Source organism: Arthrobacter sp. W4I7 (assembly GCF_030816215.1).
Taxonomy (GTDB): domain Bacteria; phylum Actinomycetota; class Actinomycetes; order Actinomycetales; family Micrococcaceae; genus Arthrobacter; species Arthrobacter siccitolerans_A.
In genome coordinates, this window is record NZ_JAUSXU010000001.1 from 2,288,024 (window position 1) to 2,308,234 (window position 20,211).

Consider the following 20,211-nt stretch of genomic DNA (forward strand, 5'->3'; position numbering starts at 1 on the left):
ACGCGGCGGACTAAATTTTTGACAATGTTTGAGGAGCGAGAAATTACGGTATTGCTAGGCCAACCTCGCCAGATGTTCGGCGACGAGCTGGGTGACACCGAAGACAGGGGCTTGGGTAACCGGGCGGACATCGGTTATTCCGTCCTTGGCCAAGGCTTCACGAAAAGCTGATTGAAGCCGCGGTACGTGCATGCCAAGGCCTCCGCCCAGAACCACTGGTCCGGTAATGCCCAATTGAGACAGCGTTTGCGCTGTCATATCACCGAGATCCTGCCCGGCACGGTCAAGCATCTTCTGACTAGGAACGTGTCCAGCGTCAGCGGCGTCTACTACCAGACGTGCCTGCTGCGCCCAGTACCGCCGTCCTGTGCCCGCCGAATGGAACAGCGCGATCAGTTGATTCGGATGATCCAGATCGCATGCGCGGAGGAGACTCCGTGTGAGGGCGTCCGCTTCGTAGCCTTGGTTCATTCTGCGCAGGCTGTGGCGGACAGCTTCCCGGCCGAGCCAATATCCGCTTCCTTCGTCTCCCAGCAGGTATCCCCAGCCCCCTGCCCGTGCCTCGACTCCGCGCGGATTCCGTCCCCAAGCCGCTGACCCCGTCCCGGCGATGACGGCCACTCCGCTGCTGACACCGCCTGCTGCCAGCAGCAGCCGGGAGTCGTGGACGACGGTGGTCAGGGCTTGCGGTGCGAAAGGGGCGATGAGAGCTTTTAGGGCTTCGGCATCGGCTTCCGTGTCGATTCCGCCGGCACCGGCGTATACCTCCCCGACGTCTTCGTAGCCAATATCCGCGAAAAGCTCTGCGAGGTGGGCATGGGCAGCTTCCCGGCTGACGTTCTGGATGTTGGCACTGCCGGCGATACTGTCGGCGACAGGCACGCCATTTTCGAACCGCACGCCGTGAGTCTTGGTGCCACCGATATCCAAGCCGATCAAGGCGCCGGTTGCGCCACTGGCCGTAGGGACCCCGTCGGCGGTGAACAGGGAGTTCGCTGAGTTGGTCATATCATGCCTGCCGTGTCGTTACGGATTGGTCGAAGGGCGGGCGGGCCGTGAATGGGGTATCGCTTGCTGGATCCCTGTGGTAGCGACGAAGGCAACCAGTGGTTCCGTGCTGCCTGCCCGCAACGTAATAGGGTTTTCATTGGCTCCGACAAAAGCGCTGTCGCCTTTCCCCAGTTCCAATGTCTGCAGTCTGGTGTCTAGCAGGCCACTGCCGGAGGCCACTAAGACAAGCACCGGAAGCCCTGCTGGAAGCTCCATGCTTGGGGTTCGGGGTTCCAGCTCGATCCGCTGCAATTGGAACTCGTCGAAGGGAGGTTGCCAGATCAGGTGCCCTTCTGCGGGAGAAGTTGCGGCAAGTCTTGGAACGGGCAGGGGCGTGAAGTCGACTGTTCTCAACAGTTCTTCAACGTCAATGTGCTTGGCGGTTAGTCCGCCGCGCAGCACGTTATCGGAGGAAGCCATGACTTCGATGCCCAAACCGTGCAGATAGGCGTGAATGTTCCCGGCAGGCAGGTAAACGGCCTCGTTTGGACGAAGGGAAACCCTGTTTAGCATCAGGGATATCAAAACCCCAGGGTCCCCTGGATACGCTTCACTGAGCTCCAGCGCCGTTTTCAAAGCCGCGGTGTGGGGACCCTCGGGGATCGCCGAGCCTAGCAGCGCCGCCACGGCGTCAACCGCACCGGAGACTTCATCGCCGCCCCTGATCAGTCCGGTGAAGGTTTGACGGATAGCAGTTGGGTCCTCGGCGCTGGCAAGAGCGGAGCTGGCCTGCTGCAGGACCTCGGGGATTTCGGCCCCTGTCTCCCTGAAAAAGGTCACAAGCGCGTCGAAAACCGCTTTGGTCTCACTTGCAGGGCGGAACCCGCACAAGGCCTCGAAGTCCGTGAGGGCCAGAATCATCTCGGGCTTGTGGTTAGGGTCCTTGTAGTTGCGTGTTTGGGCATCTTTCGGGACGCCGAGAGCATCTTCGGCTGCGAAGCCGGACGCGGCCTGTTCCCGTGTCGGGTGTACCTGAAGTGACAGTGGAGACTCAGCCGCCAGCACCTTCATCAGGAAAGGCAGTGTGCTCCCGAAGGCGGCGTGGCTGTCCGGCCCCAGCAGGCCTTCCGGATCAGCACCAATCAACTCATTCAAGCATTCGCAGCCGGTGTCCAGGACTGCCACTGACGGCGCTCCTGGATGGGCGCCGATCCACATCTCCGCCTCAGGGGCACCTGAGGGTGTGCGGCCAAGGTAGTCAGCGATGAGTGTCGTGGAACCCCAGGCGTAATCCCTGATCCGGTTGTTCAGTTTGTACATAGCTTCTTCTCTCGGAACCAGGAACCGCAAATGGCGCGGACGGGTTTAGCGGTGGGAGGGAGTCGTCAACTATTGGGTTTCACCCGTGCAGGCGTGCCCTATGCAGCTTGCACAGTGAAGGTCGCTGCGTAAGGGTGTCCGGTCCCTGATGTCGCGGAGAGGAACAAGTACCCGGAGGGGTCCCACTTCGTCTCGAAACCCTTGCCCGATCCCAGCCAGAGAACTGTGATTTCCTGTCCGGCCCAACGGGGCAGGTGCAGGGGCAGTTCGTTCTGTGCATGACCGCGCTGCCAGACGGTCACCAAGTCCCTTGCAGGAGCCCGGAGTCCCACGGATAACCACTGGTCATTCCACAGGGGTATTCCTGACGGATAGAACGCGGTGGAGGTTTGGATCTCCGGCAGTATTTCCTTGTGCGCTGATACGGCTTCGCTTACCAACGCCAACTGGCTGGTTGTCATCCTGTCGAGGAAGCCCGAGAGGCACATCCGGCCGAGCATCCCGGTTGCCATGGTGAACCGTATTTCCTCGTCGTCCATTTCGGGCTGAGGGTAGGCCCAGTTGGCTGCCTGCTCGGGAAGGACGCTGAGGAAGGCGTTGGCTGCGATGGGCGGATACAGCAGCGGATCCTGCTGGTCCGAGGTCGACTGAAGGTCAAGGCGTGCCAGCAGCGCATAGTCCTGCCGCATCGCACCGGAGGCACAGTTTTCGATGATTACCTGGGGATGGCGTGCTTTCACACCGTCCAGCCAGTCAAGGTAGGCCCGGTTATGTCCGAGCAGGCCCGCGCCGGAGGAGCTGGTGCCGAGATCAGTTCCGGTACCGGCGGTGATGTTGTAGTCGAGCTTGAAATAGACCGTGCTGAAGTCTTCCACGAGTCTGTCCACGGTCTCGTCGAGGTGGGCTCTCGCTGCCGGATGCCTGAAGTCCAAGTGGTACCGGCCGTGTTCTACCACCCGGACACCACGGCGCTGAAGGAATGCCTCTTTGGGGAGAGATACGGCCATGGGGCTTCGGACGCCCACCACTTCCGGTTCCAGCCAGAGCCCGACACCCATGCCTGCGGAGCTGATGGCGTCAGTGACCTCGGAGAGACCGTTGGGGAACCGTGCAGTTGAGGGCTGCCACTCCCCCACAGCGTCCCACCAGTCGGTTGTGTCGTCGTACCAGCCGGCGTCAATGCAGAAGATGTCAGCACCGGCGTCAGCGGCAGCTGCGACCAGCGGAAGGAGCCTTTCGGTGCTCGGATCCCCCATCAGGGTGTTCATGAAGTCGTTGTAGATCACGGGCGGCCGGCCCGAAAAAATGGGGCCCCGGAGCGCCCGGCGGTGCGCGGTCATCTGGGCAAGCGCCCCCTGCAGACCGTCCCGGCTGATGGCCAGGGCGGCTGGGACGGTAGTGAATTCGTCGCCGGGCTCTAGGGAATGGAGCCAGTTGTGTTGATCATCTGTCGGGCCGAGCAGGGCGAGGCCGAGGGCGTCACGGGTCTCACTTAGTTCCCAGGCCCATCCCCCGTTGTGTTCGACCTGCCACATCCAGCACCACTGGTCGTCGGCGTCAACCAGTGCCGCTGTGGGCAAAGGCCCCCCAGTGGACCAGGAAGAGGTCGAAGCGCGAAGCAGATGCCCGCGCTGGTCCTGTTCGTGAAGGCCCAGGTTCAAATCCGGCAGGGACCGGCGCAGGTCCTTCAGGGTCCATTGGTTTTCGCCCAGCCACTGTGAGGTGGCCGAGGCGAGCTGCAAACTTGTGGCCTCGGCAGGCTGGTGTCCGGCCAGGAGTGGGAGGGCCAATGTGGTGACGGCCTGAAGCGCGACGCGTTTGAGTCCGGTGTTGCGGACGGTCGTCACGGCCTGTACCGTGCTTGCGCCGTCGGCTGCGCGGAGGACAGTTCTTGCTTCCAGGCCGGTTTCAGTGTCGCGCTGGAGCACTGTGAGGATGTTCCAACTGCCCTCCGATGCGGCGGCGTGACTGACGTACCTGAGGCGTTTACCGACGGTGGATTCGGCGTACCGTTGGCTGGTTCTGGCTCTTCCCTCCTCCACGGTGAGGATTTCCACCAGTGCAGGACCGGAAGCCAGCGGTGCCGGAGGAGCTTCGGCCGGGTGCAGGTATGCGACGCCGACAGGGCTGTCCCTTCCCATGCGCAGCGCCACGTGCAGGGTGCCGTTGGACCATTCAATGTAGCTGTTGTTTTCCATTGCTATGCCATCCTCACCAGGTCGGTCAGGCTGACCGGGAACCTCTGCGGGGCGGCTGCGGCGTAACGTTCAATTTCATCGATCGCGTAGGCTGCCAAGCGGTGCAGCTCGGTACCCATCGAACCGGCAATATGGGGTGTCAGCAGGACGTTGGGGAGGGTAAACAACGGGTGGCCGGCGGGCAAGGGCTCCGGAGAAGTGACGTCCAGGAAAGCATTGAGCCGGCCTGCTTCCAGCTCAGCAACCAGTGCGTTGTGGTCCACGAGTTCCCCCCGGGCCGTGTTGATCAGGGTCGAGCCGTCCTTCATGGCGGCAAGCTGGGCGGGACCGATCATGTGCAGGGTCTCTGGCAGAACCGGCGCGTGCAGGGACACGATGTCGCTGCAGCGCATAAGTTCATCCAGGCTTACCCGGCGGGCGCCCAGCCGGAGCGCTTCGGTGTCGCTGATCGTTGGGTCATACACGGTGACATCAAAATCAAAGGGCCGCAGGCGTTCAAGGACCAGCCTTCCGATGGTGGAGGCTCCGACGATTCCGATGGCCCGCTCGTAGTTGCCGGTGTCCGGGAACTCCAGCTCCCGGTCAATCTTGGTTTGGCGCTGCCTGTAGAGGTGGCTGGCAGTGATCGCTGACTTTCCTGCCAGGAGGATGAGCCCGAGGGTGTATTCGGCCACGGGCAATGCGTTGGCTTCTGCAGCCGTTGTCACGATGATGCCTTGTTCCCAGCATTCCGGCAGGACATGGCCCTTGACGCTTCCGCCTGCGTGGGCAATGAGCTTGAGCCGGGGCATGCGGGCAAGAACCGTTGCGTCGATGCGGGGAGAGAACCAACCGGTGAGGAGAACATCGACGTCTCGGATGGCTTCGTCGGGCGTCGTGTCGAAGTCCTGGATGACCATGCTGAAGTCGCAGTCGCAGATCGATTCGAGCCGGCTGCGGAGGCGTTTGGAAAACAGGGCGTCCCGCAGGTCGGCATCCTGCATTGCCAGGGCCACTTTGGGCCTGAACACAGGCGTTCCTGACGCGGTGGTGCTGTGCAGTGCTGCACTCAATTGATGTCCTTTTCCCAATGTCTGTCGAGCCACGCCCGGACGGAATCCAGTGCGATGTCCAGTTGCGCCGCCTGCGGGTACCAGGCCTTTTCCCATTCAAGAGTGACCGGGCCGCGGTATTCGTTGCGGACCAGCAGTTGGCCAAACTCCTCGGTCGGCAATGAACCCTCGCCGATGGGCAGGGGTGCACTGCTGGCGGGCATGTCGGCGTCTTTGATCTGGAGGCAGCCGCGGCCGGCCGTCAGCCAGGGCTGGAGCGTGTTCCACGTCTCGTCCAGCGGTTCGCCTACACGCCAGGGATGCAGCACATCCCATACCACCCCCACGGGTCCATCTACCCGGTTCAGAATCCCTGCGACGTCCTTTCCGGTGGGGTGGGAATCGTGGGTCTCCAGCACCGGAAGGACGCCGAGACCAGCCGCGTAGGAGGTGACGGCACTGAGCCTTCCTGCCGCCCGCTCATCCACCTCTGCACGTGATTCCACCAGGGGCGGGACTTCGGTGAAGGCGGCGGGCCCGGTGTCTGCGCCGGGGAATACCCGGACCATTGGCGCCCCGAGATCCCTGGCGAAGTCGATTGCCTGGATGAGCTCGGCGACGACACTTTCATCGGCACCGGGGGCAGCGACCTTCACGTAACTAGCGATGCCCGTGACCTGCGCACCTGCTGCCTGAATTCGGCGCCGGAGCTCGTTCCGGGCCGCAGTACCCAAGCCCGGGTCGGCGATTTCCCCCGGTGCGAACCGCAGTTCGATGCCATGGATCCGGTGTTGTTGCAACCATGCCAGGATGACGTCCAGGGGTACTCCGGGTGCGCCCAGCGTTGAGGCTGACGGCGTGATCATGTTGTTCCTCTTGTTTGGAAGGGTCAGCCCTTGAGGCCTGCACTGGCCATGCCTTCAACGAAACGTTTCTGGGCAAAGATGAACAGGATGATCATGGGCAGCGTGGCGAGCGTAGCGCCGGCCATGAGGTAGGGCCATTGCACGTTCAGAGGATCCTGCGAGAAGATCGCGAGCCCCACTTGCAGGGGCCGGAGCTCATCTGAGTTGGTGACGATGAGGGGCCACAGGAAGCTGTTCCACGCCGCTTCAATCTGGAAGACACCGATGGTGACCAGGGCCGGCTTGACCAGGGGCGTCATGATCCGGAAGAAGATCCCGAACTCTCCAAGTCCGTCCACCCGCGCTGCGTCGGCCAGCTCGGAAGGAAGCGTGACGTAGAACTGGCGGGCCAGGAAGGTATAGAGCGGTGCGATCGCCAAGGGAATGATCAGAGCCCACCAGGTGTTGAGCCACCCGGTTCCGCCCATCCCGAGGATGTCATTGCCGCCAAAGAGGGGAATGGACTTCACCAGCAGGAACAACGGCACCAGAATGATCTGGAAGGGAACCATCATCAAGGCGATGAAATAGTTCAGGATTCCCTTTGCGCCGCGGATCGGAGCTTTTGCCAACGCGTATCCGGCCATGGTGCAGAAAACCAGCGTCAGCGCGGTTTCCCCAAGGGTAAGGACCAGGCTGTTCCAGAAATAGCGGAGGAATGGTGCTGCGTCCATGGCCTCCACGAAGTTGGACCAGTGGAATTCCGTGGGCAGCCAGGAGAACGTGCTAACTTCGCTGTTTGATTTGAGCGCGGTGAGGATCATCCAGATGAACGGGCCGACCATGAGCAGACTGCCCAGTGAGAGTACGACATAGAGGACTACGCGCCCCGGCGTGAGATTCTTACTGCGCATCCTGGTTTTTCCTTTGTGAACGACCACCCAGGTAGATGAAGGCAGCGACGAGTATGAGCATGATCACCGTTTCGGCCGAGGCGTAACCGAGGCGGAGGCCTTCAAAGGCGTTGTTGTAGATGTCGAAGGTCAGCACGGTGGTGGAATTGACCGGACCGCCCTTGGTCATGACGAAGACAAGGTCGAAGACCTGGAACGTCTGAACGATGGCGGTGATCAGCACGAAATAGTGGGCCGGGCCGAGGGCGGGCCAGATGACGTTGCGGAAAACCTGCCAGCGATTGGCGCCATCCAGGTTCGCGGCCTCAAGCAGTTCGTTGGAGACGCCCTGCAGAGCCGCCAAATAGACGATCATCTTGGCACCCAGTCCTTGCCAGATGCCGACGGCCATCAGAGCAGGCAGGGCTGTGGCGGGGTCATTCAGCCACTCAGAGCGGGTCAGCCCGAAGAGGCTCCCTACGGCGTTGGCCAGGCCGGCGCTGGGGTGGTAGATCCAGAGCCACACCGAGGCGACCGCCACGGTCGCGGTCACGACGGGCAGGTAGTAGACCGTCCTGAAGAAACCGAGGCCTCGGATCTTTTGGTTTAGTCCCAGCGCTATGATCAGAGCCAAAACCATGGACAGCGGAACGACGACGACGGTGTAAAGGATGGTGTTGCGGAACGCCGCTTGGAAGCGGGCGTCCTGGAACAGCTCGACGTAGTTTTCCGTGCCGATCATCTGCCAGGCGCCGGAAAAATCGTAGTTCGTGAAGCTCAGGAAGATTGCGGCGAGGGCGGGCACGGCGAGAAAGAATGTCGAGTGCAGCAGGGCCGGTGCCAGGAGCAGCCAACCGGCGCGGGACTGCTGTCGGGTAAGACGTGACTTCCGCCCCGCAGGGCGCGCGGCGCGGGTGTTAGCCGCCCCCGCCGCGCGCACCGCTGGTTTGGTCTCTTTGAGAGTGCTCACTTTGACTGCTGCTCCAGAGCCTTGAGCGTTTCCTCGACTGACTTCTTACCCAGAAGGGCATCGTCAAGGCTTGTTCCAAACGTCCCACGCAATTCGAGCCAGTTTGCGGCTCCGCCCTCAAACTTGGCGTCGTCGAGGTTTGCGGCCACGAACGTGCTTGCGGGGTTGGACTTTACGACCGGCGACTCCGCGGCGTCCTTGCCTGCTGGTACCGCGAAGTTCAGAGTCGCGATGCCGGCTTCAGCCTCTGGCTTGCTCAGCTCCTGGATGAAGTCCCACGCCGCTGACTTAAGCTTGCTGCTCTTACCCACGGAGGCAAGCTGGCCGCCGGTGAACATGGAGCCTTCCTTGTCTTCGACGTTGAAGTAAACGAGGTCGTCACAGACGGCCTTGCCTACGCCCTTGTCCGAGCAGTCAATATATCCGCCGGTGAACCCCATGGCAGCTTCGCCCGTGTTGACCAGCGGGGATTTCGCGGCGTTCTGCGCGCCGTACTTCTGCACGTTGTTCACCATGCCCTTCATCCATTCAAGGGTCTGAACGCCCTCGGAACCGGCGAACTCTGCCTCACCGTCGGTGTTGTACAGGGGCTTGCCCAAGGAACCGAGCAGAGCAACAAAGTCCTGGCGGTAGCCACCCGGCGCGGCCCAGAAGTCAAAGCCTGCCTGGGTGATGTTCCCGGCGGCATCCTTGACGGTGAGCTTCTCGGCAGCGGTCTTGATTTCGGCCATGGTTGTCGGCGGCTTTGACGGATCAAGACCCGCCTTCTCGAAGAGTGATTTGCGCAGGGCCAAAGGCTTGGGCCCGGCGATCAACGGAACGGCGTACACCTTGCCCTTGTATTCCGAAGCCGGGACGAGGGCGGGGTTCGTCGATTTGCCCAGCGATTCGGCGGTGGCGCCGAACGTTGAGAGGTCTTCAAAGACGTTCTTGGCGGCAAACGGAGGTACCCAGCCGATCCCGGTCACCAGGACGTCGTATCCCTGGCCTCCAGCGATGGAAGTGGAGATTTTCTGGTTGAGGGTGTCGAAGGTGGCAAAGTCAGGTTCAACAGTTACCTGCGGGTACTTCGTCTTGAAGGATGCCACTACCTTCTCAAGCTCGGCTTTACCTTCGTTGCTGGCTGGGTAGCTGGGAACCAGGACCCGAAGAGTCCCTGTCACCTCAGCGGGGTTCGAAGCGGGGGCAGTAGATGCGCCCCCGGAGCCACAGGCTCCAAGGGCCAGGGTGCCGGCGACTGCCAGCGCGAGAAATCCTGCACGTCGACGTGCCATATCAAATCCTCCTGATGTAGCCATCCGGCGTTGGATGGCGCTGCATTGAGTGTATGATATCGATATCAGAGGCGCAAGTCACAATGGTCATTCAATAGGATGATGAGACGTAAAGCGGCGCCGCTCCCCCGGCAATGATGCTGCAGACAGTGAATGGAAGTTATGGAACAGCAAAGGCGCAGACCACGAAGTGCAGCAGTGATGGCTGCTTTGGAAACGGTCGGGGACACCCTTTTGCTGCAGGTCCTGTTCCTGCTCGTCAGCCTTCCGCTTTTCACCATGGTTCCTGCGGCCGTCGCTCTGCAGCGCGCCTTGCGCAAGGCGGTCATCGAAGAGCGCCCCGGGTTGGCCCGGTCTTTCTTCCGGGAGTTCTCCTGGGCCTGGTCCCGTCTTGGATACCTGGGCTTGGCCGTGCCGGTAGCCACTGCTGCTGCTGTCTTCTCCATATTGTTCTGGCTCGCAACGCCAGGGGCTGCCGGCGTGCTGGCACTGTGCGTAATCATCCCGATCTGTGGCATTGCGGCCGCGGCTTACGTGGCACTGTTGGCAGTGTCCATGGTTGCTGAGGATGACGTCACAGGCCGGGAACTTTTGATTTCGATTCGGGGTCTGATGCTGGCTAAGGCCCTGCCCCTTGCCGGCTGTGTGGTTGTCTTGAGCACCTGGCTGCTTCTGGCCTTCCGCCTGCCGACGTTGATTCCACTGGGCAGCGGATTAGTCCCTGCCTTTCTCGCTTGGCTTCTGGTCCGCCAACAAATGCGCGCCCACCAGGGCGCCACGGGATAACCTTCCCCATGAAGCTCAAATTGGAACGGCAAGGACGGACATGAGAATTACGAAAGATTCCCGCCAACCGGTGATCGCCGACGTGGCCCGCCTTGCGGGTGTCTCCGTACCAACAGTCTCGCGCGTTTTAACCGGAAACATCCCGGTCAGCGAGGAGCGTCGGCAGAGGGTGTTGGCTGCGATCGAAGAGCTGAATTACCGGCCGAGCTCACTAGCCAGAGCACTCAAGAGCGGCGAACGATCGATGATTGCGATCTTTGCTGCCAGCACCTCCACCTATGGCTACGCCAACACGCTGGCCGGCATCGAGGAGGTGGCGCAGGGAGCAGGCTATTCCGTCGTGATATCGGCCGTGAAATCTTCAGAAGACCAGGATGTGAAGGCCGCGCTCGAAATAGCCCTGCAACAGCAGCTTGCGGGGATCATCGTCCTCGACTTCGATCCATCAGGCGCAGAGGTGCTTAAGCAACTGCCGAAGAGCATACTCACTGTCGCCGCATCCGGGTTCTCAGCTGGCCAGCCCGGATTTCCCTACGCGTTCATTGATGAGTACGCAGCCGGACGCGAGGCCACGCAACACCTGCTCGACCTGGGACACTCAACAGTCCATCACCTGGGCCTTTATCCCCTGACCCAGTTCTCGGGGCGATACCAAGGATGGCACGATGCACTCTCGGATGCCGGCATCAAACCGCCGCCTGTACTCGAAGCCTCGCGCGCTCCGAGATCGGGCTACGAGCAAGGACTCCGGATCGCCGCCGACCCAGGAATAACAGCTGTCTTCTGCTCAAATGACGGACTCGCTCTCGCAGCCCTCCGCGCACTAACCGAGAAAGGAGTAGCGGTTCCCGACGAGGTTTCCATCATCGGCTGGGACAACCAGCCCTTCAGCGAGTTCACATGGCCCGCCCTGAGCACAGTCTCACCCGACTTCAAGGACCTCGGTGTTAGAGCCTTCCGTTTGCTCCAACAGCAGCTGTCCGGAGCGGAGGACATTGCTGACTCAACGGTCCGACCCCAACTTCTGGAAAGAGAGTCCACCGCCGCACCAGGTCTGCGGCCAGTAGCCTCCCCCTCCCGGTGAGCGCCGTGCAGGGCAACTGTCGGTACGTCCACAGGCGTACGCGACCCCTATGTAACTGGACTCAGGTCCGGAACCAACTCAGGCGAAATGGTCCAGCTAGACCACACCCCAACCTGACGAATGGGGGCCGGACGCCTTGACTTTCTTCTGGGACGAGCCTGGCACTCAACCTGACAGGGCAAGGGTTGGAGGCTCCGGTGACTGGACAGCGGATCGGGTACGTGCGAAGTGTCTCGCTAACCTTGAGGACTTGTGAAACGCTGCGGTGCGACTGATTCGATGAGACGCGCAAGGATTGCAATGGGTGTGAATCGCAGCGTAAGTGGCCGCATTTTCGCAGCGCTATTTGTCACCCTTGGTGCCGTAAGCCGAACTCCCTAACGGGACAGTTCACGAAGGCATCGCTGACCTGGGGGAAGCGGGGACCGAACGATTCGCATTCAGCAATAGCTGGCGGTGTTTTCACACTGTTATATGGCGCACGGCGCACCTCGCGAGGGAGCGCCCGGATTATTCACATCCAGGCCACAGGTTAATGGGAATCTGGGAGCTCCACCAGCCTGATTCAGATCACTCTTCGTCCTGATGATCGCCTGAGTTACGGTGCAAAAGCAGATCACCTACGGCTTCGAGAACGCCCTGGACTACAGCCGCGATGACTTCAACGAGGACGGACATGCGGACCACAATACGTCTTCTCGCACGGCATGTGGGGTGTGCACTGGCCGTATGCCGATGGGCTTACGGGACTTGCCGCTCCGCTACAAAGCGCTGCGGAAACCACGCCATCACCGCTGCAACTCACAGGGAGTGGCTGCGCGGTGCCTAGCCCGTTCGGGTGTCTTAGAAGCTTCAAGTTTCTGAGGCGCTACTAGGCCCTGTTGATCGAGTCTGATTTGATCCATACGAGGGTGGCGGAGAGGCTGGCGCCGGCGCGGTAGCTGCGGGGGAGGTTGTCGGAGCGCATCGCGATTCCGGGCCACGACTAGGCCACTCCTCGCCGCCCCAGCGTGCTAGCGCGACGATCGCCTCGCGCAAGGCGAGCCCGCGATCGGTCAGCGCGTAGGCCCGGGTGTTGTGCCGGAGGGGCAGGCGGGACAGTACGCCGGCGGCCTCGAGCTCGCGCAGGCGGGTCGCGAGCATGTTGGTCGGCACACCGAGGTCGCGCTGCAGATCGCCGTAGCGCTGTGGCCCGTCGAGCAGCCGCTCCACGACGAGCAGGGCCCACCGTGCTCCGACGATGTCGAGGGCCGCGGCGAGGTTGCTCACTCGGTCGGATCGGCGTCCGGCTTCATCCAAAACGGTGAGTAGTGGTAGCCGTCAGGGTCGTCGAATTGGCGCTGGTACATGAAGGGGTAGTCGTCGGTGTCACCGATCCGCCCGCCGGCGCCGCCGGCGCGCTCGGTGAGCTCATCGACCGCCTCGCGGCTGCCGAGGTCGAATGAGACCGTGACCTTCGAGGGGGTGTCGGATCCGCCGACCAGCTCCTCGGCGCCGCCGACACTCGCGTACATCTCGCGGCTGCCGAGCATGACGTACTGCTCGGGCGCGATCGCGAAGCATGACACGTTGTGATCGGACATCTTGGCGTTGAGGGTCCAGCCGAGGGCGGTATAGAAGGCAGTCGCGCGCTCGACGCTCTCAACGGGGCAGGTGATGAAAAGGCTCATGCGGCCCATACTTGCAAAATGCAAGTGAGACGTCAAGCCTCGGCCGCGCAGAACACGCCGGACCGGGTGTCCGTAAGCCGGTCGGCCAACGGGCGCAAAGATTCCAACGCTTTGCCCGCGCCAAGGCGGGTGTCGAGATGCACGTATACCCCGCTCGTTCTATTGCCCGGTGAAGGTCCCTATCTGCAGCCCGCCAGGCCAAAGGACTAGCGGTGTCCCACTTCCTTAGAATTGGGACACTCATAGCGGGACACTCCCCCACCGATCCCAATCCCCCGAGTTCGCGTATTCGGACTGTCCCGGAAATTGTCCCAAAACGCGCGCCACGAACGGCTCCGGCTCGGCTCCAGTCACCGCAACGAGTTACTTAGCGACCTTGCGGAGGAGATCGTCGTTTGCGTCTCCGGAAGGGCCGGGACAGCAACCCACTTCGAGAGGTGAGCCAATGCCGGGCCAAGATCATTCCTTTGGTTTCACAAACGGCTGGGCCTGGTGCTCTTGCCTACCAGCACGCTGCCGTGCCGGGAGCCTCCGCGCACGAACTCATAGCAGGCAAGCCCCCTGGTCGGGTTTTAATCCCCGGTGAGGGCCAGTATGGCGGCTGTGGTGAGAGCGGCGGCACCATGCTGAACCATGTGGGGTTTTCCCGGTATTTCGAGGAAGCGTCCGTGCAGGGCGGTTGCGGCGAGTTTTTCGCACCAGGGCCCTGGTGCTACGGGATCGCGTGAACCGCGGATAACCAGCACAGGTTGGGGTACCAAAGCCAGCTGCGCTGCAAGGTCGTAGGACATCATGACGGGAAGTTCGGTGAGGTACCACCGCGGGCCGGACCGGAGGTAGTCGGTGAAGACCATGGCATTGCCTACGGGGCTTTCCCGCAGTGAGTCAAGACTTAACGCCAGGGACTGCTGAAAGACGGTACGGTGTGCCGGATCCACCACCGGGCCCAGGAGCACGACATGGGAGACCAGGTCGGGGCGTTGCCCAGCAAGTTCGGCCGCGAACTGGGTCCCCATGGAGTGCCCGATCAACACAACGTGGAGGAGCCCCATCCTTTGAAGTACCGCTGCTATGTGGGCCGCGTAGGCGGCCACACTCAGCTGCCGGTCCGGCCTGGGCGTTGCGCCGAACCCGGGCAGGTCGATCGCGTGGGTATCCCCGTGGCGGGCGAGGTGGATCTGGAGTTTGCGGTAGTAGCGGTGGGACATCCCGATGCCGTGCAGCAGCACGAACACCGGACCCGAGGCGCCCGGAGGACCCGCCAGAGAGTGCACGTGCGAGGTCAGGGACTCCGTGCTGACGATCCGCGGCGTCAATGGCTGGCGCAGCCAGGACAGAGCTCCCCCGATGTGTGCCGGCTTTGCCTCATCTGTTGTGTTGCTTGGGGCTTGCACCGGTTTTCCTTTCGTTCCGGTCATCTGCTGGCGTCCTGTGCTTACCCCAGGGTGGCGAGGGCGGCCGGTGCGCTTTCGATGGTGACCGGTGTCTTGGCGTCGACAGACTTCACTTCACCGTCGATTTGGTAGGGGATGGGTTTGAGGGTGGTGAACCGGTAGCTGCTGACGCTTGGCTGATCGCCGAGTCCCTGAGTGGTTGCCTTCATGGCGCTGAGCAGGACCCGCCACTTTGCCCGGTGGGCGAAGGTGATGACTTCGAATTTGCCGTCGGCGGGGTGGCTGTCGGCTTCGCTGAGGGTTGCGTACTTCGCCATCTCTGCGATGTTCGCGAAAACCAGGCTGTCGAACTTCCGGCGTTTGCCGTCGCTCTGACGGATCTCGAAAGGTTTGAACTTCGAGAAGGTGCGCATGACGGAGACCATTTCCTTCAACGCGCCTTTACTGCCTTTTTCCAGGTCGATGGCCATCACGGGTGTCAGGCCGAACCCGATATAGGAGTGGGCGTACTGGGCGTCGGCGTTGTCGCCTGTCCGGATGCGCAGCAGGTCGATGTGCCGTACTGTCCCTTCTGAGATGGCTTCTTCCAGTGGCTGGGTTCCGGTGGTGCGCCGGTGGTCGTTGGCGTTTCCGGCTGCCATTACGGCGCATACCGCGTTGGGGTTGTTGGCCTGCATGACGCCGTTGACGGCCTCGTTATAGCCGCCGTCTCCGCTGACGGAGATGACCAACACGTTCTGGCCGCTGCTGGCAGCGTCGCGGGCGAGTTCGATGGCATGCCCGGCATGGGCTGTGGGTTGGAGCGTGACGTCTGCGGGGTAGGGAAGAAGCCGGGCAAGCTTGGCCTGGAGATCGGCGGCAAGTTTAGGCGCGTCACCGGTGCTGTTGGGGTTGAAGATGATGATGATTGATTCAAAGGTCCGTGTCGTACTCATGGTGCTCTCCGTTGGTCTTTATGGTGGCGCTGATCAACGCTGCGCGTCCCTCGGGGTGCCTTGGATTGCGCCATTCGGGGGAATCGTCCTGCTGGCCTTTCAGCCGCCGGCCCCCGGTTCTAGTGGGACCAGCGCTTAGCTGTTGCCGGTATGGACGATGCTTTCGGAGTCCTGCTGGTGTGCCGGAGCGTCGGCGAGGCCCTCGGGTGTGAGGTCCAGGTCCTCGATGCTGGTTGGAGTTCCCTGCCCGCCACGGGCGGCGGCTGGGGGTGCGGCGGTGTGGCTGGTGTTCATCATGTGAGGGGTCCTTTGTGGTTCTTCCGTGTCCGGGCATACGACTTGGTGGTTGGTTAGCGGGGCAGTTCCATCTGGAACCCGCACCGGCAGCGCAGGACTTGGGTCGCGAGATAGGCTGCCAGTGAGTCCGCGGGGCCGTGCTGGGCAGGGAACGTCCGCAGGGTGGTGTCAGCCCGGGGCCCGGGCAGGAACATGGATTCTCCGCAGTGCAAGTAGCCATCGTCCTGGTGAACCAGCCCTTCTTGCGTCGCCGAAGGTGTTGGAAGGGCCGCGAGGTGCTCTTCGGTCGTGTCCAGCACGCGTGATTGCCAGCAATTTAAGCAGTGGACGGCGATTGCGAGGGTTCCTGTCCGCCTGCCTCTGACGGCATGGGATTCGGCCATGAGGTGCAGGTCGGTGTCGCAGTTGGCACACCAGGGGCGTTTCCCGCGCGGCTGGTGCGTGTCCCGGGGGACGTAACTACTCGACGCTGTGCTCATCGAGACGTTCAGACCACTGCCGCGTAACTGGTGAGGATATAGTCCGCAGCGGCCGGGCCCTTCATCTTCAGGCACTGCCCTGGACTGACGCGTTGATTCATCGCCGCCCAGAAGACGTGCTCCGCTGTCGGGGTTCTGCCCGACAGGTAACACCAACTCGTGTACAGGCCGTAAAAGGAATCGCCGTCAAGAGTCGACTCGGACTCCCTGTCACGGTAGGTGGCGTCGCTGAGGAACTGGTCGAACTGTGAATGTGCCATGGTGGCTCTTTTCACTACGGTGCGGGTGTCCGCCGTTCGGCTACAGCGGCCTCAAGCTCAATGCCCTGCACGTGGGACACGGAGCGGAACTGCCGGATCATAACTTTGTTCAGTTCCGGCAGGATCAACAAGGGTGGGACAGGATGATCCTGGCGCAGCACCCGTCAGGGTGGCGCGCCAGGATCAGTCAATATCCGGCACGGAAGCCGGACAAGCGCTGTTAGGCGTTGTTGTGATGAACCCGGTTGCCGGCCTTCGCCAGTCCGCGGGCCACCATCAGACCGACCGTGAGGAAGGTGACGTACTGCATCGCATCATTGGCGTTGAAAACGTCAACACCGTTTTCGCTTGCGTCGTCCCCCACGACTGCCGCGGTGATGATCGTCGCGAGCACGGCCCCAACATAGACGGCGAACTCAAGGGTCCGGGTTGAGATCTTGATGTCGTTGGCGTTGCGGACCGTGCTGGCCTGCTCGTTCTGGGTGTGGCTAATCAAGTGGTGCTCCTGAGCTCTGGTGTGAGCGGCCGTAACGGCCATGCCGGCTCTGATCCTTTGACTGGAACCAGTACGACAACTTCTCTACGTTGTAGACTTTAGGCGTAGACTAAATAATAAGCAAGCTTACGTATCTTCCACTGAGTGGGTTTGACGCATCGAACAGGACGGACCCCTCATGGCCTCCCCCGCAAAATCCACCAACCAGGCAGGCACGTCCAAGGCCCGTCTGAGCAGGGAACTCGTTCTCTCCACGGCGCTGGAACTGGTGGACACTGAAGGACTTGACGCCCTGACCATGCGCCGGCTGGGCCAGGAACTCGGCCGGGATCCGATGAGCCTCTACCGCTACGCGGCCAACCGGGCAGCCCTGCTGGACGGGGTGTCGGAAATGGTCCTGAACGAACTGGCCATCTTTCCTGATGACCCGAACTGGCAGGCCCAGCTGCGCCGGATCGCGCACGACCTCCGGCTCCTGGCCCTGCGGCACCCCAACGTCGTGCCGCTGCTGGTCACCCGGCCACTGTCCACCCCATTGGGCATGCGCCCGCTGGGGACACTGCGCCCGCTGGAACAGATCCTGACCCTGCTGATCGAGGCCGGCTTCACTCCCGCAGATGCCCTGCACGTATACCGCGCCTACTACGGGTTCCTCTACGGACACATCCTGAACGAACTCCAGGAATACATCGTGGACCCGGAAGAAAACGAAGCCGTCCTGCGCCTGGGCCTGCACCGCCTGCCGGCAAAAGACTTCCCCCACCTCCGCGCACTGGGCCCCGTCCTCGCGGACTACGACGGCTCCGCCGAACTCGACCAAGGCCTCAGCATCCTCCTCACCGGCCTCGCGACACAACTCTCCCCACCACAGCGCCGACAACAATAAGCACGTTCCGGACGCACCAATCATCAACGACGAACCGCGCGCCCGAGATCGCCCCCTCGCAGATCAACCGGGGTGCAGCACGGCGAAACGCCCTGCGACAAGTTGCAGGAGGGGGTGACGCCCAGAAAATAACGGCTATGCCGACCCATCCGCTGCTTCCACGGCCCCGAATTGCCTGTGTGCGGATCCGCAGCCGGGGCAACCAGCACAAACAAAGATCGTAGGGCTTCACCAGCAGAAGGGTCACAGAAATGGGCGTCGCGAATTACAGCCGTTTTTTGTCCGAGAGCATCACCCGTGTCCCCGGCAAGCAGCCCGGCCTCCGTGAAGACGAAATTTACGGGGTGTACCTCAGCTGGTGTCTGCTCAACGCCGAAAAGCCCGGCTCAATCAAGTCCCTTCTGGCAGCAATGAGACAAGAAGGCCACACGCCGGAACACCACAGCGGCGGCCGGAACCACTGGCCGGAACTGTCCGTGACCGGCCCCGCCGTGGTGGATTACATACTCGCAAGCCAACCCAGCCTGGTCTGACACGGCGAGGGCCGATATCGGGCGCGCCTCAGATAGGCGGGTGGTCAGGGATTGGGGACAGAGCCAGAACCTCCCGTGCCCGTTCAAGCGCCGGCAGGCAAAGCCTGGCGATGCGTTGACGGCCCGCCGCCCGGTACAGGTCATAAGCCCATTCCAATTCAGCTGCCGCGTCCCGGTAGAGGGCTTCATCAAAGAAACGCACCCCGATCTCGTAACGGACCAGAGCCTCCCGCGCCGGTGACGAAGCAAGGCGCAGGGCCTCTTCCTGCAGCAACGCCGCCTCATGCCACCGGTGCGAACGCCGGCAGGCGTGGGCCAACACCAGCAAGGGCCGGAACCGGTCCGCCGAACCAGCCAGCAGCAACCGGCCTTCGGCAACCGCCTGCCCGTCGCGGCCCAGCAGGGACAACGCCCAGACCCGCTCCAGGCTCGGGTACTCCCCCAGCCTGGCACTCATTGCCTTCCGGTCCATGACCACGTCCCGAAGCGTCACCGGGTCCGTGCTCCAGATCTCTGCCAGAGGAACCGCCAACCTGCCGCCGCCTACGAAAACGCCGGTCGTCATCAACTGCCAACTCAGCGCCATCATGCTCCAAGGATTCCACACCCTGGGTTACCGCTTTTTGTGGTGTGCCCAATGCAGTCGCGTGAATGGGTTTGGTGGTGAGCCAGCCACCGAGTCTCCGCATGGCGTCAGCCGTCGTAGACCCGGGCTCTACGGTATGGCAGAGCATGACCCCAACGTGTCCCTGCTCCGGGGACCTGGGACACTTTTGCAGGACACTCCCCCCATGTCTGGACCAATTGGGCTCGGGAATCACAGCGACAAGGGCGGCATTTTCACAGCTTGACCCCAAGGCCCCTATGCGTCCAGCCCTCATGCAGTCCCTGTCGTCGTCCCCTGCGTCACCGTTTCTTACCCAGGTAGCTAAGCATCGAAATGCGTGTGCACCTTCGGGTCCTGGGACAGTGACGCGACCACGGATGCAGCCACGTCCCGTAGTTTGGCGTTGCGGGTTTGAGATGCGATTTTCAGGATCTTCATTGCTGATTCCTGACTGCACCGGTTTTGCGCCATGATGGCCCCGGCCGCCAAGTCGATGACGGTGCGGGACTCCATCGCGGCTGCCAGATGGGTTTTGGCCTCGGCGAGTTGGCTGATCCGCACCGCGAGCCGAAGGGCCTTGGACGCGTGGTACGCATAGGATTCAACCCTTCCGATGTCCTCACCGCTGAATCCATGCGAGCGGGTGGAGTACATGTTCAAGCCCGCTTCGGCTTCGCCTTCCAGGATCAACGGCACGGACAGGCTTGAACCAACTCCTTCCACTACCGCCGCGGCGGTGTAGGCAGGCCAGCGGTGTTCCCGCACGAGGTCGGGGACGTGAATGGGAGCCTGTTCACGGATGGCGGTCAGGCAGGGCCCCTCCCCGGCCGAATACTGGGTTTCATCGAGCCTCACTGCTCCTCTTTCGCTACTGGCCACCGTCACGGGCTTCTTGTGACGAATCAACGTGATGCTGCAGAAGGCAATCGCAGGATCAGACAGTGTCAATGCCGTGAAGTCAGCGAGCTCGTCCAGCATCTCCCTCACGTCCTCAGTTTTCAAGACAAGGTCCTGCAGATGATCGACAACGAGTTCTGAAAGCAATCGACGTGGCTCGAGGGCCATGACTGGCCTCATTCCTTGTTTGTGCCCAAACAGCAGCCCCCGGATGGGGGACTCAAGGACAGCGAAGCCGCAAACGCAGCACTTCCTCTGAGTATGGCCCCTCACGGGTGGAAAGCAGGCACGCACTGCTAACGAACGCGAATCCCAGGGAGGTGGCACGCGTGTTGGAGCAGGGCGCCGCGCTGTATCGGACCAAGC

20 protein-coding genes and 1 pseudogene are annotated in these 20,211 nt (G+C 62.1%); 4 read left to right on the plus strand and 17 right to left on the minus strand.

Annotated elements, in window-relative coordinates; genetic code table 11:
* Positions 1–54 precede the first annotated feature (54 nt).
* The 8 genes from QF047_RS10560 to QF047_RS10595 all read right to left on the minus strand — a co-directional run bounded on the left by QF047_RS10560 (position 55) and on the right by QF047_RS10595 (position 9,521).
* Positions 55–1,008 carry an N-acetylglucosamine kinase gene (locus QF047_RS10560; RefSeq protein WP_307276537.1) on the minus strand — a complete coding sequence of 318 codons (954 nt, stop codon included), beginning with the start codon at positions 1,006–1,008 and terminating at the stop codon, positions 55–57.
* Positions 1,009–1,026: 18 nt separating this feature from the next.
* On the minus strand, positions 1,027–2,310 hold the full coding sequence (manA, locus tag QF047_RS10565) for a mannose-6-phosphate isomerase, class I (protein WP_307276539.1): 1,284 nt from the start codon (positions 2,308–2,310) through the stop codon (positions 1,027–1,029).
* Positions 2,311–2,408: 98 nt separating this feature from the next.
* A complete protein-coding gene (locus tag QF047_RS10570; RefSeq protein WP_307276543.1) occupies positions 2,409–4,508 on the minus strand; it encodes a glycoside hydrolase family 36 protein in 2,100 nt (699 codons plus the stop codon).
* 2 nt (positions 4,509–4,510) lie between these two features.
* The gene (locus QF047_RS10575; protein ID WP_307276546.1) at positions 4,511–5,560 is read right to left on the minus strand and encodes a hydroxyacid dehydrogenase; all 1,050 of its coding nucleotides are present in this window, start codon (positions 5,558–5,560) and stop codon (positions 4,511–4,513) included.
* Positions 5,557–6,405, minus strand: a complete 849-nt coding sequence (locus QF047_RS10580; protein WP_307276549.1) for a sugar phosphate isomerase/epimerase — start codon at positions 6,403–6,405, stop codon at positions 5,557–5,559. The genes QF047_RS10575 and QF047_RS10580 overlap by 4 nt, the downstream gene beginning before the upstream one ends.
* A 23-nt stretch (positions 6,406–6,428) precedes the next feature.
* Complete coding sequence (locus QF047_RS10585; RefSeq protein ID WP_307276552.1) at positions 6,429–7,298, minus strand: carbohydrate ABC transporter permease; 870 nt, start codon at positions 7,296–7,298, stop codon at positions 6,429–6,431.
* Positions 7,288–8,247, minus strand: a complete 960-nt coding sequence (locus QF047_RS10590) for a carbohydrate ABC transporter permease (RefSeq protein WP_307276555.1) — start codon at positions 8,245–8,247, stop codon at positions 7,288–7,290. The genes QF047_RS10585 and QF047_RS10590 overlap by 11 nt, the downstream gene beginning before the upstream one ends.
* On the minus strand, positions 8,244–9,521 hold the full coding sequence (locus tag QF047_RS10595; protein WP_307276558.1) for an extracellular solute-binding protein: 1,278 nt from the start codon (positions 9,519–9,521) through the stop codon (positions 8,244–8,246). Before QF047_RS10595 ends, QF047_RS10590 begins: the two co-directional genes overlap by 4 nt.
* A gap of 201 nt (positions 9,522–9,722) precedes the next feature.
* On the opposite strand from QF047_RS10595, the gene QF047_RS10600 reads away from it, so the two are divergent.
* Together QF047_RS10600 and QF047_RS10605 are read left to right on the plus strand one after the other, a co-directional pair.
* Positions 9,723–10,307: a DUF624 domain-containing protein gene (locus QF047_RS10600; protein WP_307276560.1), complete on the plus strand. Its 585-nt coding sequence runs from the start codon at positions 9,723–9,725 to the stop codon at positions 10,305–10,307.
* 40 nt (positions 10,308–10,347) lie between these two features.
* A complete protein-coding gene (locus QF047_RS10605; protein WP_307276563.1) occupies positions 10,348–11,391 on the plus strand; it encodes a LacI family DNA-binding transcriptional regulator in 1,044 nt (347 codons plus the stop codon).
* A gap of 993 nt (positions 11,392–12,384) precedes the next feature.
* On the opposite strand, the pseudogene QF047_RS10610 reads toward QF047_RS10605, so the two are convergent.
* The 7 genes and pseudogenes from QF047_RS10610 to QF047_RS10640 form a co-directional block, all read right to left on the minus strand.
* Positions 12,385–12,660 (minus strand): annotated as a pseudogene (locus QF047_RS10610) (winged helix-turn-helix transcriptional regulator); the annotation flags it as partial.
* Positions 12,657–13,061, minus strand: a complete 405-nt coding sequence (locus tag QF047_RS10615; protein WP_307276566.1) for a VOC family protein — start codon at positions 13,059–13,061, stop codon at positions 12,657–12,659. The pseudogene QF047_RS10610 and the gene QF047_RS10615, both read right to left, overlap by 4 nt.
* 572 nt (positions 13,062–13,633) lie before the next feature.
* Entirely contained in the window at positions 13,634–14,455 is an 822-nt protein-coding gene (locus QF047_RS10620) for an alpha/beta fold hydrolase (RefSeq protein WP_307276569.1), read from the minus strand.
* Positions 14,456–14,496: 41 nt separating this feature from the next.
* Positions 14,497–15,390, minus strand: a complete 894-nt coding sequence (locus QF047_RS10625) for a diacylglycerol kinase family protein (RefSeq protein ID WP_307276572.1) — start codon at positions 15,388–15,390, stop codon at positions 14,497–14,499.
* 135 nt (positions 15,391–15,525) lie between these two features.
* The gene (locus QF047_RS10630) at positions 15,526–15,687 is read right to left on the minus strand and encodes a hypothetical protein (RefSeq protein ID WP_307276574.1); all 162 of its coding nucleotides are present in this window, start codon (positions 15,685–15,687) and stop codon (positions 15,526–15,528) included.
* Positions 15,688–16,174: 487 nt separating this feature from the next.
* Complete coding sequence (locus QF047_RS10635) at positions 16,175–16,426, minus strand: hypothetical protein (protein WP_307276576.1); 252 nt, start codon at positions 16,424–16,426, stop codon at positions 16,175–16,177.
* A gap of 220 nt (positions 16,427–16,646) precedes the next feature.
* The gene (locus QF047_RS10640; protein WP_307276579.1) at positions 16,647–16,922 is read right to left on the minus strand and encodes a hypothetical protein; all 276 of its coding nucleotides are present in this window, start codon (positions 16,920–16,922) and stop codon (positions 16,647–16,649) included.
* A gap of 178 nt (positions 16,923–17,100) precedes the next feature.
* On the opposite strand from QF047_RS10640, the gene QF047_RS10645 reads away from it, so the two are divergent.
* Both QF047_RS10645 and QF047_RS10650 read left to right on the plus strand, forming a co-directional pair.
* Positions 17,101–17,808 carry a TetR/AcrR family transcriptional regulator C-terminal domain-containing protein gene (locus tag QF047_RS10645; RefSeq protein WP_307276581.1) on the plus strand — a complete coding sequence of 236 codons (708 nt, stop codon included), beginning with the start codon at positions 17,101–17,103 and terminating at the stop codon, positions 17,806–17,808.
* Positions 17,809–18,086: 278 nt separating this feature from the next.
* Positions 18,087–18,341, plus strand: coding sequence for a hypothetical protein (locus QF047_RS10650; protein ID WP_307276584.1), 255 nt, complete (start codon positions 18,087–18,089; stop codon positions 18,339–18,341).
* Positions 18,342–18,369: 28 nt separating this feature from the next.
* On the opposite strand, the gene QF047_RS10655 is transcribed toward QF047_RS10650, so the two are convergent.
* On the minus strand, positions 18,370–18,930 hold the full coding sequence (locus tag QF047_RS10655; protein WP_307276586.1) for a hypothetical protein: 561 nt from the start codon (positions 18,928–18,930) through the stop codon (positions 18,370–18,372).
* 339 nt (positions 18,931–19,269) lie between these two features.
* Complete coding sequence (locus QF047_RS10660) at positions 19,270–19,950, minus strand: GAF and ANTAR domain-containing protein (RefSeq protein ID WP_307276589.1); 681 nt, start codon at positions 19,948–19,950, stop codon at positions 19,270–19,272.
* Positions 19,951–20,211: the final 261 nt, after the last annotated feature.